Origin of the sequence: Staphylococcus sp. 11511212, assembly GCF_011394755.1 — a bacterium.
Classification (GTDB): Bacteria; Bacillota; Bacilli; order Staphylococcales; family Staphylococcaceae; genus Staphylococcus; species Staphylococcus chromogenes.
Map to the genome: position 1 here is coordinate 88,368 of NZ_JAANBQ010000010.1, position 17,491 is coordinate 105,858.

The window sequence follows — 17,491 nt, forward strand, 5'->3', positions numbered from 1 at the left end:
ACGATAAAATTTACTTTCATGCTTAGGTGTTTACTGTTACTATATAACTATCAAAACTATATTGAAGAAAATATATGTAAAAGGAATGAACGATTTGGATACAAAACGCCCAAAGCAATACCCACGTGCACGACAAACTTACGCTATAAGGAAATTTAATATTGGTCTTGCCTCAGTGATGTTTGGCACATTTTTATTTTTAAGTGTGACAGATCATGTAAAAGCTGCTGAATCTGGCAATGGCGCTACAACTTCAGAAAATTTACCCCCTGACGTGCATAAAGAAGTGATACAACCTTCAGAAGTTACGTTGGAAAACGATAAAGTTACTCCAGAAAATGACACATCACAAACTACTGATACCGTCACGTCTCAAGTAGAGCAACCAGAAGAAACAACGCCTCAAGTAGAGCAACCAAAGGAATCATCAACGCAAAATACACCGCAAGAGTTTACCGCGGACAATGCATCACTAGAAAAAGCACCACTAGAGACAACGACTGCTTCATTACCCGAAGTCAATTCTCAAGATGAGTTCTTAAAAGATAAGACGCCAGTGACAAAGCAAAATGAAGCAACGGCTCCCCCAACATCTGAAAAAGAACAAGGCGAGTCTCAACTTAGAGCGACAACTAACGCGAGTGCGGTTTCCGCCATTAACGAACCCGCTCCAGAAGCGAGTGCCACAGAAGTTGCTGTAGACGGTATTGAAGAACGTGTGTATCAAAAATCCATTCCTGTCTTAACGGGCTCAAAAATAGCCCGCACCATTGGGATGGGAAGAGGAAATAGCCAGGCGCGTGAAAGTCTAGGTGTTATCTTGCCAGCAGATACAACATTATATGTACGTCAGGCAAAACCTTCGAACGAAGCGGATTTGAAAGTTAATTTGGTCACAGACGATAGCCAAACGAATCAAACAGCTGTCGTTTCTAAAGACGGCACGTGGACAAGTATTCGCACGACCGTGGATAGTGCGGCGTTCATGTATATGCCAAGAGGGCTTGATTCTGAACCTTTAATAGAATATTACATTGAAAACAATTTGTTCCAAGCGCTACCAACTTATCGCAAAGGACAAAATCAAGAAACATTCGAAACACAGTGGGTAGATCAAGACGCGAGTTTTGCCTTTGTAGATGGCGATAAACATGCGATTTTAATCCCACGTGTCGATCGAGACCGTGTACTCGCAATGAAAACGAATACGTCTAAATTTTTATTTACAAGTTTAGATGAACTTATTACGTATTATGATGATGTCGTTACGCACTATGATCAATGGGCAGGATTAATTGATGATCCGACTTCAGTGAGTTACAACTTTGGACATAAATATTTTACAATGCCAGACAAAAATGGAATCGGGACGGCCTACTGGTCGAATGATCATATGGGGATGAACAGTAATTCTGTTTATGGTTATTTGGAAAAAGGATGGTTGATTTTACACGAAATTGGTCATGGTTATGACGGCGTGATGGCACAAGACAAAAACGTAAACTTATTAGAAGTTATTAATAATGTGTATGCCCATCATTACGAACAAGAGGTTCAAAAGCTTGGCAGTGATTGGTTATATCAAAATAAACAAACTGAAGCACAACAACGGATTCATGACACATATTTATCAGGCAATACCGATTTTACGTTCAACAGTTTAGGGGGGCGAGAAAAACTTGATTTTATGACGCGTATGACACGGTTTGCGGGTATGGATGCATTTGCAGGAATGCTTCAACAAATGCGTGAACAAGCCGCAAGAGAAGGTTTACCGACAGATGTGCCAAGATGGTTAGGGGAATATATGTTAGCTCAAAATGGTGCCAATGCCCTCGCTTATTTTGACTTGTTCCATGTCCCGACGTCTCCACAATTGGAAGACCGTTTAAACACTTATAATAATAGTTACATTTATCCATTAGCATCACTCATCACTGATGAGGCAGAACGTCAAAAATATGTCGACCGTCTGGATTTAAAAACGATCTATGAACTCGTCAAATCTTCAGACCTCGCAGATACGACGATACAAGCCGCAGCGACGATTACTGTTAATTTAAATGGTCAAACATTACCGCCACATGCGAAAGTACAACTTAAAGATGGGTCAACCATTGTCGCAGAAGCGGTGGTTCAAAATGGACGTGTATTATTCGATTCCGTGCGTGCAGGGGTTTACAAAGTGGTGGCGCCCGTATCAACAACATATGCCTTACCAGAACATACTTACCTTATTGTAAGCGAAAATGGAGAAAATACGGCGACATTGAACTATCCTGAACCGTCAGATGTACAAAAACTTATGACACAACAAATCGCCATTAAAGGTCTTAGTGATGGCGTTGTTTCTACCATTACGTTCAATCCAAGCACAAAAGAAGTCGCATACCGACATAATAACGGACAGCCTCATATTTATTTTGAAAATCAACCTTATGCACAAGTCACAATTCAAACACAAAATGGAGAAGTTCTCCTAGATAAAATATTCATTGGCGATGAGAAATTAACAGCGACAGAACAAACTTTTACAATGAATTATGGAGATACGATTACAGTGATGCACAAAGAGGCTGAGTCACGACGCCAAGTGCTACGTCCTGAAACAGGAGAACGTCTCAATTTCCAAGATGCAGCGATGCAGACGGTGACGTACACACTGACGGATAAAGGGTTTATCGTGAATAATGAAACACAAGCAGATGCGGATGCGCGTTATTTAGATGCATTAGAAAGTGACATCGAGCGCGTCATAACTTTGATGGATGCGCATCCTGAACGTGATTATCGCACGCAATTGTATCGTATCGCTGAAGGCTTGCCTTATACAGATACGGCAAATCAAACTCGCTTACGTGCACTATTAGCGCCATACTTAGATCAAGCCCAACTTGATGCGCCGAAAGTCAATCCGGTGCAACTGGATCAGCGCCAGGTCTATGGTACGGCAACCCCTCATGCGACGATTACGGTTACATTACCGAACAATGAAGTCCTTCAAACCACAACAAATGCGCAAGGGGTTTGGGGAGTGACTGTTCCAACAACGACGCCACTTCAAGTGAATGATACCCTTGCGATTACAGCGTCTATGGAAGGCTTACAAGCGTCTCAAGCGGTCGCAACGAAAGTCATTGATACAATTGCGCCGAATACACCGAATATTTATACGCCTCAAGCAGGAACTGATGTTGTAAATGGGTCAGCCCAACCGAATGTTATGGTCAAAGTTACATTTGCGAATGGAGAGACTGTTGAAACAACAGCGTTAGCGAACGGAACTTGGTCTGTTCAAGCGCCTGCATCGTTAATGTTAGGGGAAGCGATTTCTGCTTCAGCACATGATGCGGCTGGAAATACATCGGGAACAATGTCGACACAAGTCATAGATACGATTCCACCACAAGCACCGGGGGTCTCGAATTTAGAGTACGGTGATAACATCGTGAGAGGTACAGGCGAGCATTATCGCGATATCATTCTTGTGAGATTCCCGGATGGACAAATTATGCAGACGAAAGTTGGGAAAAACGGCACGTGGATGGTCGGCGTGCCTTATGAAACACAAGTGCAATTAAACGTTGGCGATGTGATCTATGTCTTTGAATATGATCAATCTAACAATCGTTCTCAACCTGCGTATGCTTACGTTGTAGATACGACAGCACCAAAAGCACCCGTAGTTAACACAGTTACTGAAGGAGATAGCGTTATTACAGGTCAAAGTGAGCCTAACAGTCATATTTCCATCGCACTTAATAATGGCGAAGTGATAGAAACCTACACAACGGCGGACGGAACATTTACGATAGATGTGCCTAACAGTGTCGTGTTACTAGAAAATAACAGTTTTAATGTGACGGCTACAGATATTTATGGAAATGCTTCAACACCATCGGTAACAATGGTTCAACCGAAAGAAGAGGTTGTACCACCAGAACCAGAAGTAGCAGAAACTTTCCCAGAACCAGTCATCTTCCCAATTCGTGAAGGCGACCGTACAATCAGTGGGACAAGTGTGCCATTGAGTCGTGTCATGATTGTGATAGAAGATACGAATGCCTATGGTGTGACGGCAGATGAAAATGGCAACTATACTTTACAATTGCCAGATACGATACAATTATACGAAAACAATCGTATTAACGCGTTTGCGACAGATACAAAAGGAAATGATTCTGGATTGACTGTGACATTTGTGGGACCGAAAGCAGACGTCCCTGTTGAGCCAGAACAACCAAGTGAACCAGAACCACCAGTAGTGGAAGAATCGACAGAGGAAACGCCGGAAGAACCAAGTGAACCGGAGCCACCAGTAGTGGAGGAACCAACGGAAGAAACACCGGACCAACCAAGTGAACCAGAACCACCAGTGGTGGAGGAACCGACTGAAGAAACACCGGAAGAACCAAGTGAACCGGAGCCACCTGTGGCAGAGGAGCCAACAGAAGAGACGCCAGAACCACCAAGTGAGCCGGAGCCACCAGTAGTGGAAGAACCAACGGAAGAAACATCAGAAGAACTAAGTGAACCGAAGCCACCAATAGTGGAGGAACCGACAGTAGAACCGCCGGAAGAACCAAGTGAACCAGAGCCACAAGTAGTGGAGGAACCGACAGAGAAAACATCGGAACAAGCAAACGTACCGGATTCCTCTACAATGGAGACCGCAACTGTGGAAGTGTCACCTATCACTTCTCAACTTGAGCCATCCGCAACCGTGTCTAATGAAGAAATTCAGCAGCCAATCATTAATAAAGTGGGAGCGTCCCAAGCGCACGGACTGCATGCTTTAGAATCTGAAGCAGAAGTCATTGCGCAAGTAGATGCCTATTATGAAGAGACCCTTCAAACAAAAGTGAGTGCGCCTGTTCATGTGACACAAGGAGAAAATACAAATACTAACACAACGCAAGTATTACCTGAATCAGGAGACGTATCGACTTCTACGAAAACAGGTTGGTTACTGACTTTACTCGGCCTTCCGTTCATCGTGCGTGTCTTCAAAAGACGTAAAGAAAGCTAAGTTGAAAACTTAATTAGGATTTAGACTGTTGCAACATGAAGGGAAAAATGAGGGGGCATTTTTCTTAAGTCCCCATTAGAATAAAAAATAAATATGTATCATAAAGGCAAGAGGTGTCCGCTCCAAAAGACACCTCTTGCTTTTTAGTTTTGAAAAAAAGAAGTGGGTAACATCGCTACCCACTTCGAAATATTGAATGCTGTTTTATGAAGTTAAGAAGTCGCCACCATTAAGATGTAGCGTTTGTCCTGTCATGTAAGAGCTGTCTGTTGATGCTAAAAAGACATAAGACGGTGCGAGCTCTGCAGGTTGTCCGCGACGACCCATAGGTGTATCGCCACCTTGATTTTCCACTTTGTCTTCATCAAATGTTGCAGGGATGAGAGGCGTATAAATAGGGCCAGGTGCCACTGCATTCACATAAATGCCTTTTTCCATGAGGGACGTCGCAAGTGAACGTGTGAATGAAACAATGGCTCCTTTTGTAGATGAATAATCGATTAAATGCGCAGAACCTCGATAAGCCGTCACACTAGTTGTATTTATAATTTTATCGCCTGAAGACAAGTGAGGAAGGGCCGCTTGTGATAAATACATCATGCCAAAAATATTGGTTTCAAATGTCGCTTTAATTTGATCTGGCGTCACGTCGGCATAGTCATCTTGTGGAAATTGAACCCCACCATTATTGACTAAAATATTTAAGCCACCGAATTCTTTCACAACTTTATCAATGAGCACTTTTGATTCGTCAGGTTGACGTAAATCATGTGAATAAGCTTTTGCTTTAACGCCAATTTCTTCTAAACGTTTCACTGTATCTTCGGCATCGATGTGTTCATTTAAATAACCAATAGCCACATCTGCTCCTTCTTTGGCAAAAAGAATCGCAACTGCGCGACCGATTCCAGAATCGCCGCCTGTAATTAATGCGACTTTCCCTTTTAATTTGCCCGCAGGTTGATAACTGTCTAATTCGCAGACAGGTCGAGGGTTCATGTCCTTTTCAGAACCGGGTTGTGTGTCTTGCGTATAGCCTTTAATTTCATCATGTAGTTTTTGTAAATCCATTCTTATTCACCTCAAAAAGTTTATAGTTCGCCTCTGTCCCAATAGCGTGGACGTTCAAAAGCTTCGACAATCGTTTCAGGTTGGTCAGAAACGAAAACGCCAGGTTGAGACGTCTGAACACGACTTTGTGCTAAGCCTTTAGCAGCTGTTTCAGATAGGACTAAAGGTTTAAAATGTTGATAAGTTAATTCAGCAAATTCTTCAGTTTTGTTGAAAATGTCTTCTGTGTCAGAAAGGACAATTAAACTGTCGAATAATGTCGGATGAACAGTGTCGAATGTTTCTGTAATGCCAAAGTCTTCTTCAATATGTTGAGGTTTATCAGAGATGAACGCATAATTTAAATGATGCTCAGCCATTGTTTTTGCATAGGATTTTAAAGTGTCCGCATTGATGTTGCCATCGACAACGATACCGACAGAATGACCTCGAAGCGGACGATCAAATTTTTCCATCGTTAACTGACTGTCTGATTGTTCAAGTTGAACTTCTTCGTTTTCTTCTGGTACTTGAACGCCAATATTTTCGGCTACACGTTCAGCCAGTTTTCTAGAAACTTTATTCAGTTGATTTACCGCATTTTGTTTTACCATCACGCTTTGACATTTACCAAGTTCAAATGAAAAGCCGTCAACCGTATGATTAAATTCAGGTTCCGTTAAACTATTCAAGTAAAGACGAGCTTGCGTATAGTAATCTTTAAAACTTTCGCTACGTTTTTGAATTTTATGTCCTTCGACTTTTTCTTGATAATGCGCAAAACCACCGTCTTCCACAGGTGTTTCATGCGGGTCGTTGTGGTTGAGGGCATTGTTGTGGTATGACGTTTGTCCTTGATGAATATGCATTTGATGCATGCCATCACGTTGGTTATTGTGCACAGGACTGACAGAACGATTGATAGGAATTTGATGGAAATTTGGTCCACCTAGGCGTGAAATTTGTGTATCCGTATATGAGAATAATCGTCCTTGTAAAAGAGGATCATTCGTAAAGTCAAGCCCTGGAACAATATGACCTGGGTGAAAGGCAACTTGTTCCGTTTCAGCAAATACGTTTTCGACATTGCGATTTAAAGTCATTTTACCCACAATTTTGACAGGAACTTCATCTTCTGGCCAAATTTTAGTTGGATCTAATATATCAAAATCAAAACGGAATTCTTCACTTTCTGGAATAATTTGAAGCCCGAGTTCCCATTCAGGATAATCGCCTTTATCAATCGCTTCAAATAAATCTTGACGATGGAAATCAATATTTTTACCAGAAACAATTTGCGCTTCGTCCCAAACCATTGATTCTAACCCTTGTTTTGGTTTCCAGTGAAACTTCACAAAGTGCGCTTCGCCTTTTCGATTAATTAAGCGGAACGTATGCACACCGAAGCCTTCCATTTGACGGAAGTTTTTAGGAATACCACGGTCACTCATCGCCCACATTGCAGTATGTGTTGATTCAGGATTTTGCGCAAAGAAATCCCAAAATGTATCATGGGCAGAGCCGCCTTGTGGAATTTCATTATGAGGCTCAGGTTTAACCGCATGAATTAAGTCAGGAAATTTTATCGCATCTTGAATGAAAAAGACGGGTATATTGTTGCCGACAAGGTCAAATACCCCTTGATCCGTATAAAACTTAGTCGCAAACCCACGCACATCGCGCACTGTATCTGGAGATCCTTTAGAACCTTGGACAGTTGAAAAACGCACAAACACAGGTGTTGTTTTGTCAGGATGTGTTAAAAAGTCAGCATACGTATACTCAGATAAATCTTCATACACTTGGAATTCCCCATGGGCACCGTAACCACGCGCATGTACGATACGTTCTGGAATACGTTCATGGTCAAAGTGTGTCATCTTTTCTCTAAAGTGAAAGTCTTCAAGTAAACTTGGGCCACGGTCACTTGCGCGTAACGTATTTTCATCTTCAGACACTTTAAGACCTTGGTTTGTCGTCATTGCTTGGCCGTCATTATTTTTGCGAAATGCTTCTAAATCTTTATCTTTTTTGTTTGTCATCTCTGATGTACCCCTTTCTTTCGAAAATTTCGTAAAAACGAGACGTTTCTCTATACCATAAGTATGAATTTTTAAAACACGGATGACGACTTTTTATGATAGTCATCAAGATTGTTAAATCCTTTATATGTGAAACACCCTAACTAAGATGAAATGATTTATTTAAAGAAATGCTTACTTTTCCGGTCGTTTTCATTAAAAATTTACAATCTTACGTTAAAATAAAGATGGGGAAAATTTAAGGAGACGTGTGTAATGAAAATTACGTTTGATGATATCATCAATCAACAAGGGTTTATTCAAGCGCATTATTATGACGATGTTCATATGGGAGATATTCGTTTTGAAATGGCTGACCCTATAGATGTAAGAAATGATTTAGTCGCTGAGGCATTAGGGGCACTATGTGGGCAATACTATGACGAAATCGAGATGGCATTTAAAGTCTCGACAAAAACAAAAACAGAAATCGAGAAACGTACAGGTGCGACGTTAATTTGTAGTACGGGTTTACGCTTTTGGAATTTAAATAAAATGATTAGTAATGAAGTGAAAACCATCAATTTCAATGGAGATGTGGCTAATTTATCTGCATTAACATTGACACCAGGTGAAACAAATAAAGTCTCTCTCGATTTTGGTAAAGAATCTATACATATGTACGATATGTTTGATCGATGGAACAGTCGCATTGTCAAAACCAATGTGATGGACACGCATTTTCCAGAGATTACCTCAGATTATTACGCGATTGGGACTATTTTATATAAAGATTATTTCAACACGAGCTATATGATTACCGGACTCCAACTTGACCCGATGACGGCCAACATGACAAAAATAGAAGCTGAGCAAGCCATTGCCGGAATGGTTAATTTGCCACATACATTAGGGTTAACCGCTGTGGGCCATACAAAAATTGCATGTCAACGTTGGGGAGATGAATTAAACGAAGCAATCCGCGCCGTAAGAACTTCGCAACAAGAAGTTCTTACGCAACAACACCTCTTAGTCGAAATCGAAAATGATCTTAAACGCTTAGGGCTACCACTAGATAAAAAGCCTATTCAACCGACAGGCATTTTATGGGGACACTCTATGAAATTAGACTTTTTGGCCTTATATATTTTAAAACATCGTGGGCGTGAATATGCGTCGTATTTAGTTCAAAATATTCCTGAGGCCGCCGAACAATGGATTGCAAACTATCGGTTAGATTTTTATGAACGCTATTATCCTGGTGTCCTGACGTATATGCCAGAAGAAGTTAAAAATTACGTTCTACAACAACTTGAACGTTATGAGATTGCGCTCTATAGTGAAGCGGACTGGCAAGCCTTTATAAAAATCCGTGAAAACTTGCGACAGACAAGACAATAATATTTGATGAAGAAACCTTTATTATCGGTATGAGCGACGGATAATAAAGGTCTTTTTTATTCATTATTATATTAAGATAACATTATGAAAAAAATGTTAAAATACTTGGAAAATTATGTTGCCTTTAATACATTTATACCGCAAAATGATACCTAACACCATTACATTTTGTGAGGGGATTCACCGTCATGCGTGTTTTATTCGTTTAAGGGGAGGTTATTATTTTATGAAATTAGTTGGAAAATTATTAGCGGGGATAGTCTTAGGGATAGCGATTGGACTTTTGGATATTGAAGTGCTTCATCGCTTACTCGTCACGGTCAAAGGTGTGTTTGGACAAGTGATCAATTATATTATTCCACTCATTATCTTTTTCTTTATTGCCGCAGGGATTACGTCCCTTGGAAAAGGTTCAGGACGTTTGGTTGGTTTAACTGTAGGCGTCGCTTATACATCGACGATTATCGCAGGATTAATTGCGCTTACTGTCGCATACATATTGATGCCGTTGATTGCTTCGGGTGGCAAGGTACCTGGGGAACCGCCGGAAATTAAACCCTTCTTTACTTTTGAATTTGAACCATTAATGGGTGTGTTAACCGCACTCATCACGGCTTTCGCGTTTGGTATTATTGCACACGCGGTCAATGCGACAACGATCGTTAAAATGATTGATGAAGGACAACGTATTGTAGAAGTACTTATCGAAAAAGTGATTATCCCATTTTTACCGGTCTATATCGCAACAATTTTTGCAGAAATGACTGCACAAGGTACTGTCGTTAGCATTTTAAAAGTTTTCGGTCTTGTCTTAGTAATTGCGATTTTACTGCATTGGATATGGTTATGTGTGTTATACACAATTGCGGGCGTATTAAATCGACGTAATCCGTTTGCCATGTTAAAAAACATGCTTCCTGCTTACTTTACAGCAGTAGGAACAATGAGTAGTGCGGCAACGATTCCTGTTACATTAAAGCAGACAAAGCAAAATAAAGTCACACCTGCCTTAGCTGACTTCAGTGTACCATTACTTGCGACGATTCACTTATCAGGTTCAACGATTACGCTTGTCAGCTGTTCAGTTGCGGCGATGATTGTGTTACCAAGTTTATCATTAGTGAGTGTGCCGACGATGATTGGGTTTATATTCATGTTAGGCATTATCATGATTGCCGCACCCGGTGTTCCAGGAGGGTCAGTCATGGCAGCCAGTGGTATTTTAGGTTCTATCTTAGGATTTAATGAAGCGGCCATTGGTTTGATGATTGCCTTATATATGGCACAAGATAGTTTCGGTACGGCAACGAATGTTACTGGTGACGGCGCTATATCAGCCATTGTGGATCGATTGGGATATAAGAAATAATACGAAATAAACACGTACAACTTGAAAAGCTGTACGTGTTTATTTTTACTGATCTTCCTTATCAACGATAAACATGATGGTGAAAAAAACAATGCCGGCAGGTATCCCGATGATGGGCCCGAGTAAAATAGAGAACAAAGTAGGATAAAACACTAAAAAAATAACGTCAGTCAGTGACCAGGAGTAATTCATCAATTTTTGAATGAGTTCATTTATAGACATGTGATCCAACCTTTCATTGTTTATTCGATGGACTTGTGAAAAGACGATAGATGATAAATAAAACTGATTGAAATACCTACAAAAAAACCTAAAAAATAACTAGGAACAATGAACATGAAAGTCAGTACAAATGAATCAAACGATTGGAAGCGGACTCGCTTTAAACGTGGCCACTACGATTTCATCCTATGTTGCTCCTAATAACGTGAGCGATTGCGCATCGCTTGTTTTTCTTCTTCTGAGATATGGAAGTAATAAAAAATTGCAATGCCGAGAGGAATGCCGATAAATGGGGTTACCGCCATGCTGAAGAAGATGGTATACAACGCAACGAAAATAATTTCTTTTAATGTCCATTGATAGTTCATCATGCCTTCGAAAAATTGTTTGATAGACATCATTTGTCCTCCTATAAAAAACGTATTTGATTGGATTGCTTCTATTATAACATGTATCGGCCAACGTTTCTTATATGAATGAACGGGAATAGAAGTGATATCAAAATAGAAGGAAAGAGGGAGAATAAATGGCTAAAAAACAAAATCCTTTAAATCAATTTTACAATGAAAAATTTGAAGAACAGCCTCAACCTTATCCAGGTATTCAAAGTAAAATGACACCTGTGCCTGATTGTGGCGAAGAAACATACAAAGGATCTGACAAACTGACAGATCGAAAAGCCCTTGTGACTGGTGGAGATTCAGGCATTGGACGTGCTGCTGCCATTGCTTATGCGAAAGAAGGGGCAGATGTTGCAATTGCGTACCATCCGGATGAACAGTCAGATGCTGAAGAAGTGAAAGCTGTTATAGAAAAAGCAGGACGCAAAGCTGTGTTACTTCCTGGAGATTTACGTGATGCAGATTACGCTAAACAAATGGTCAAAGATGCGCATGAAAAATTGGGTGGTTTAGATATTTTAGTTCTCAATGCAGGCATGCAACAATATGAATACGATATCCAAAAATTATCCTCACAACAACTCACTGACACATTCGAAGTGAATGTTTTCTCTAATGTGTATTCTATTCAAGAAGCGCTTAATTATATGGACGAAGGCTCAAGTATTATTATTACGTCTTCTATTCAAGGTGTGAAACCTAGCGCGCATTTATTAGATTATGCGATGACGAAATCATGTAATATTTCTTTAACTAAGGGACTTGCGGCACAACTTGGACCTAAAGGTATACGAGTGAACGCGGTTGCACCAGGTCCTGTTTGGACACCATTACAAATTTGTGGAGGCCAACCTCAAGAAAATATTCCTAACTTTGGTCAAAAAGAGCCTTTACAACGTGCAGGACAACCGGTAGAACTTGCAGATGTTTATGTCTTATTAGCATCTGAAAATGCAAGCTTCATCACAGGACAAGTGTATGGTATTACTGGTGGATCACCTATCAATTAATATACAGTTTAACAGTCTCCACCTATAGTGAATAGAGCGCCCTCAAAATTTATCTGAGTATAAATTTTGAGGGCTTTTTTATCGCACTTGTGATTGTCTTTTTCACAAATATGTAAAGGGTGTGAAGTGAATTTTAAGCTAAGATTAAAAAATGGTTATAGAGGTTATTTTGAATAGATTAAGCTAAATTTTTATAATATACTATGCCCAAATGAAAGAAAAGGAAGATGCGTCATGTGGGCAATCAAACGTTATCAATGGGTACTCATTGGTATTTTTGTTTTTTACTTGATTATGAGTATGTTGACACCTTTAATTCATGATGATCTTCAGTGGGCGAACCCCTATGGCATCAAAATGTTAAATGAAGGGTTTCAATCATTGAACGGCCGTTATTTAGGAAATCTACTTGAAATTATTGCGGTGCGTCTACCGTTATTTCGTTATATAACCTATAGTGTCTTTGCGCTACTCATCATTCGCATAATTTTTCAATATATTGTAGATATGAAACGCCAAGAATGTGAGCGGAGTTTTACTTATCTAACTATTTTTATGTTCATCCTCATGATTCCAACGACTATTTACAGTCAAATTTATGGTTGGTTTGCGGGATTTTACAATTATGTGCCAGCCACACTGTGTTCTCTCTACATTTTGCGATGCAGTTTGAAACTATTTGAAGGATGGCACTTAACACGTACAGAAACTTTCGCTTGGGTGACTGTCGCACTGTTAGGGCAATGGTTTATGGAAAATATGACACTATTTAATGTTGCTATTGTTAGCTTTTTACTCATAGGTTTGTTTTATAAATATAAACATATTCCAACTCGAGCGATTGCGGTAGGGGTGAGTACACTTATAGGCGCGTTTACTATGTTTATGAATCCTAATTATTTAAATATTTTTGCGGGGCGCTCAAATTATCAAAAAGTCTCTGATGATGAGTACGGGATTTGGGTGAAAATGATAGGGACCTTTGGCTCACAGTTTCCGGATAAAATGATTTTTCAGCCCATTATTATTTTATCGATTCTGGCCATTATTTTAGTGCTATTTATTCAACAAAGTGCCATGACAAAATCAAAACAATGTCTACTTATTGCTGGGCTTCTTTCGGCACCGCTCTACACAATTCTCGTACGGATACCTTTTGATTTTGAAACAAAAAATGAAGATGTCGGAGTGGCCATTACAAATGTTATTGTTGCACTCATTTATTACGTGGCGCTGAATATGACCTTAATGAACGTTTTGCCTGCGTGTCGTCTAAAACGTTATTGTTTAATACTGTTATGGGCAATTCCGGTGATGGTGGCACCGCTCTTAATTGTGCAGCCGATTGGTCCCCGTAATTTTTATGCGGTGTATATGATTTACGTCATTATCACGATGGCGTTGTTTTCGCGGATGAATTTTAGACCTCATCGTGCTGTGGTGGGTCTCACTTGTAGTATGGCGTTAGGACTTATCGTCATTTTTAGTACCATTTTTGTTGCGCAAACCAACCGTATCCAAGCGCTAGAAACAGCGTTACAAGATGATCATCATATGACCGCGTACACAGTTGAACGGTTGCCTTTTGAATCTTTCATGCAACACTCTTCCCCGTATGACCAAAAAAAGACAAATATTTTCAAAACCTATTGGGGCGTTCCAGAATATGTAAAATTAAACTTCAAATGATGTTTTAAAGTTATCAATTTGTGTTATATCTATGCGCAAGTGATGGGGCGAGATGATATTACAGATGATCAAAAAGTTGCTTATGATCGTTGGTATTTAGAAAATCAATCTGCACTTTTAGATATTTATATTATTTATAAAACGATAAAAAGTACTATCAAATCAGAGGGTGTGAGTCACTAATGAAAACCCTATTAATTACTGGAAAAAACGGCTATGTTGCTAATCATTTGGCACAAGATTTAGGTGGGAAATATCGCATCTTAAGAACGGATGTGAAAACAAATGCGTGGGAACAAGAAGACTGGTCTCAGGTAGACGTCGTGATTCATGCGGCCGCATTAGTGCACAATAATCAGCCAGATGCCACGATGGAAGACTATATGAAAGTAAATTATGCACTCACTAAAAACATTGCGCAAAAGGCGAAAGCTTCAGGTGTAAAACAGTTTATTTTTATGAGTACAGCGAATGTCTATGGTCTGACGGGTCAAGTAGGGAAACCTGTGATGATCACGTCAGAAACACCAATACAACCGCGTACGGCTTATGGCATTTCGAAATGGTACGCTGAAGGGGCACTCAATGAACTCGCAAGTGCTGAATTTAAAGTGGCACATTTACGTCCGCCTATGATTTATGGACCGGGAGCACCTGGAAACTTTAGTCGATTAGAAAAAGTAGCGAAACGACTTCCTATTATTCCAGATATTCAAAATCAGCGAAGTGCCATTTTTATTAAGCATTTCACACAATTTGTAGAGACTTTAATTCAAAGTGAAAACGGAGGAGTTTATCATCCTCAAGATGGGTTTGATTTAAACACGACACGTGTCATTCAAACGATACGAAAAATACAAGGCAAAAAAACACTCACGATACCTCTACCGAATCGTTTGATAAAAAGTTTAAATCGTGTAGGGATTGCTCGTAAATTATATGGGAATTTAAAATATGATCTGCATATAGATGAAGTGAGTCTGGATTATCCCCAAAAAGATTTTTATACCGTCATGGCATTGACCCTTAATCATCAATAAACCGAAGAGTCTAAAACCTGGGAAAAAGGTTTTAGGCTTTTTTGATTTGCATTTCTAATTGAAATCGATTATCATTTATAAAACGTAATTATTACGATTTGTAAGTGAGGTAGATTTATGTCGAAATGGGTAATTATTGGTGGTGGCGTACAAGCGACGACCATTGCGATACATTTGAGAGCGTTAGGGCTTTCTGAACACAATTTACATATTATTGATCCACATGACCATTTAATGGCACAGTTTGAGATGCAAACAACGCGTATTGGTATGACTTATTTACGGTCGCCGATTGTGCATCATTGTCATCCCGCACCGTTTGATTTAAAAAACTTTGCACGTGACGAAAACTATGCTCAACCGTTTAAAGGACGACATCAACGGCCACGTTTGGATATGTTTTTCGACCACACCCGTCATTGGATTGAGACGTATCATTTAGAGGCATGTCATATTCAACAAGCAGCGGTGGATATCAAAAGAGAAGGGCACATATGGTCGATTGGCTTAGAAAATGGCGCATGGTTAGAGGCAAATCATGTTGTTTTGGCGATGGGCACACATCACCATCCCTTTATTCCTGAAATATTTCAAAATGTTAAAGACGTCATGCATATTCATGATGCGAAGATGGCGCCTTGTTATGAAGCCTCCCATGTCGTGGGAAGCGGAATATCTGCAGGGCATTTGGCGTTAAAGCTTCTAGCAGAACATTCTGAGCGAACAATTCATTTATGGATGAAAAAAGATTTTGAGATGTTTGCTTTTGATGCGGATCCTGCGTGGTTAGGTCCTAAAAATATGCGCGGGTTTCATCAAGAAACAGATATGGCCATGCGGATTAAAATCAATCAAAAAGAGCGTCATAAAGGCTCGATGCCAAGAGATATGATTATGTCATTGAAACATTATCAACAAGAAGGGCGATTAGTTGTACATCAAGACCCAATTATCGCTTGTGAGAAGCATCATATCATCACAGAAAAAGAGCGGGTGCCATTTGATCGTATCCTTTTAGCAACCGGATTTAAATACGATGTCATGGAACAACCCTTGATGCGTCGCTTATGTGCGATGAAAGAGGCGCAATGTGTTGGGCAGTTTCCTAAAACGACGACAGAACTCGAATGGTTGCCGAATTTATATGTTGCGGGAATGATGGCGGATTTAGAACTGGGACCGTTTGCGCGCAATATTATGGGAGGTCGACAAGCCGCATTACGCATTGGAGAGGCTTTTCAAAATGATGCGAAGCATCTCGCAAGTTAAGTTTTGAAGTGTGGGAGAGCATTACGGTATCATGAAGAAGAAAAGATTCGATTGAAAAGGAGTCGTTCACATGATACGTTGTGTATGTTTGGTGGAGCGTCGTGACCATGCATTGCGACTCGTCCAAGTGAGACATCGCGAGAAGATGTACTTTCCAGGAGGCAAAATTGATCCGGGAGAGACTTTAGAAGCCGCGCTCATTCGAGAGCTCAAAGAAGAACTTCAACTTGACTTAACTGAAGCAGACCTTGAATATATAGGTACAGTGGTGGGGCCTGCGTATCCTCAGCCGAATGAAACGACCGAGCTGAATGGTTTTCGCACATGTCAGCCGATCGATTGGGATAAGGTCTCTATTGATTCTGAAATTACACATATCGATTGGGTAGCTATGGAGGATGAAGCACGTATCGCCCCAGCGGTATTAGCGTGGATCAAACACTATGAAAAATAGCACAACGCGAACATTGTGATTCTAGCAATGTTCGCGTTGTGCTATTTTTGTTCAATATGCGTAAGATTCGGATACAAGCCCCATTGAGGCGCATTAAAGCCAATTGTTTCAATTTTAGCAGATTGTCCTTCTTTAATTTCTTTTTGAATATCTTCACTATCAAATTTTTGGCGTAATAAAATATCGGCATTCTCAATTTTTATTGTTTTGTTACCTTGTTGAACTTCTATAAAATACGTTTTCCCTGTCGTGACACTATGATTCTCAGCATATTTTTGAACAATTTTTCCTTCATACGTTTGACGATTAAGTTCAGGAATGACCGTTCCCATTCCAATGAACAAAATAAGCAAAATGAACGCAATAATGAATATCGTATTCATGACTTTATGCCCTAATTTGTCCATGACGGTATAAATCACGTTTTTTAATTTTCGCAACATTAATCTGTCACCTCGAATCACTTTTTTTAAAGATACTATAGATTGTCAAAAAACGCTATATATACATTAAATAAGCGAAGAATCAAGACCTAT

Annotated in this window: 12 protein-coding genes and 1 pseudogene; 9 read left to right on the plus strand and 4 right to left on the minus strand. The window is 39.9% G+C overall.

Annotated elements, in window-relative coordinates:
- Positions 1-94 precede the first annotated feature (94 nt).
- Positions 95-5,029 carry an Ig-like domain-containing protein gene (locus G8Y84_RS08505; protein ID WP_165806287.1) on the plus strand — a complete coding sequence of 1,645 codons (4,935 nt, stop codon included), beginning with the start codon at positions 95-97 and terminating at the stop codon, positions 5,027-5,029.
- Between the two features lie 204 nt (positions 5,030-5,233).
- Here G8Y84_RS08505 and G8Y84_RS08510 read toward each other — a convergent pair whose 3' ends face one another.
- Both G8Y84_RS08510 and G8Y84_RS08515 read right to left on the minus strand, forming a co-directional pair.
- The gene (locus tag G8Y84_RS08510; protein WP_103159554.1) at positions 5,234-6,100 is read right to left on the minus strand and encodes an SDR family oxidoreductase; all 867 of its coding nucleotides are present in this window, start codon (positions 6,098-6,100) and stop codon (positions 5,234-5,236) included.
- Positions 6,101-6,120: 20 nt separating this feature from the next.
- Positions 6,121-8,121 carry a catalase gene (locus G8Y84_RS08515; RefSeq protein WP_105963352.1) on the minus strand — a complete coding sequence of 667 codons (2,001 nt, stop codon included), beginning with the start codon at positions 8,119-8,121 and terminating at the stop codon, positions 6,121-6,123.
- 255 nt (positions 8,122-8,376) lie between these two features.
- On the opposite strand from G8Y84_RS08515, the gene G8Y84_RS08520 reads away from it, so the two are divergent.
- Both G8Y84_RS08520 and G8Y84_RS08525 read left to right on the plus strand, forming a co-directional pair.
- Entirely contained in the window at positions 8,377-9,501 is a 1,125-nt protein-coding gene (locus tag G8Y84_RS08520) for a hypothetical protein (protein WP_107366318.1), read from the plus strand.
- Between the two features lie 226 nt (positions 9,502-9,727).
- Positions 9,728-10,870, plus strand: coding sequence for a dicarboxylate/amino acid:cation symporter (locus G8Y84_RS08525; protein WP_105963354.1), 1,143 nt, complete (start codon positions 9,728-9,730; stop codon positions 10,868-10,870).
- A 419-nt stretch (positions 10,871-11,289) separates the two neighbouring features.
- Here G8Y84_RS08525 and G8Y84_RS08530 read toward each other — a convergent pair whose 3' ends face one another.
- Positions 11,290-11,490, minus strand: a complete 201-nt coding sequence (locus G8Y84_RS08530) for a VraH family peptide resistance protein (protein ID WP_165806288.1) — start codon at positions 11,488-11,490, stop codon at positions 11,290-11,292.
- A gap of 128 nt (positions 11,491-11,618) precedes the next feature.
- On the opposite strand from G8Y84_RS08530, the gene G8Y84_RS08535 reads away from it, so the two are divergent.
- The 6 genes and pseudogenes from G8Y84_RS08535 (at position 11,619) to G8Y84_RS08560 (ending at position 16,955) form a co-directional block, all read left to right on the plus strand.
- On the plus strand, positions 11,619-12,503 hold the full coding sequence (locus G8Y84_RS08535) for an SDR family oxidoreductase (RefSeq protein WP_105996977.1): 885 nt from the start codon (positions 11,619-11,621) through the stop codon (positions 12,501-12,503).
- Positions 12,504-12,737: 234 nt separating this feature from the next.
- Positions 12,738-14,192, plus strand: a complete 1,455-nt coding sequence (locus G8Y84_RS08540; RefSeq protein ID WP_105963356.1) for a hypothetical protein — start codon at positions 12,738-12,740, stop codon at positions 14,190-14,192.
- Between the two features lie 33 nt (positions 14,193-14,225).
- Positions 14,226-14,375, plus strand: a pseudogene (locus tag G8Y84_RS08545) (sugar transferase); the annotation flags it as partial.
- Positions 14,375-15,232, plus strand: a complete 858-nt coding sequence (locus G8Y84_RS08550) for an NAD-dependent epimerase/dehydratase family protein (RefSeq protein WP_105996979.1) — start codon at positions 14,375-14,377, stop codon at positions 15,230-15,232. The pseudogene G8Y84_RS08545 and the gene G8Y84_RS08550, both read left to right, overlap by 1 nt.
- Before the next feature lie 117 nt (positions 15,233-15,349).
- Entirely contained in the window at positions 15,350-16,501 is a 1,152-nt protein-coding gene (locus G8Y84_RS08555; protein ID WP_105996980.1) for an FAD/NAD(P)-binding protein, read from the plus strand.
- Between the two features lie 70 nt (positions 16,502-16,571).
- Positions 16,572-16,955: an NUDIX hydrolase gene (locus G8Y84_RS08560; RefSeq protein WP_037575866.1), complete on the plus strand. Its 384-nt coding sequence runs from the start codon at positions 16,572-16,574 to the stop codon at positions 16,953-16,955.
- Positions 16,956-16,996: 41 nt separating this feature from the next.
- Here G8Y84_RS08560 and G8Y84_RS08565 read toward each other — a convergent pair whose 3' ends face one another.
- Positions 16,997-17,398 carry a hypothetical protein gene (locus tag G8Y84_RS08565; protein ID WP_233650143.1) on the minus strand — a complete coding sequence of 134 codons (402 nt, stop codon included), beginning with the start codon at positions 17,396-17,398 and terminating at the stop codon, positions 16,997-16,999.
- Positions 17,399-17,491: the final 93 nt, after the last annotated feature.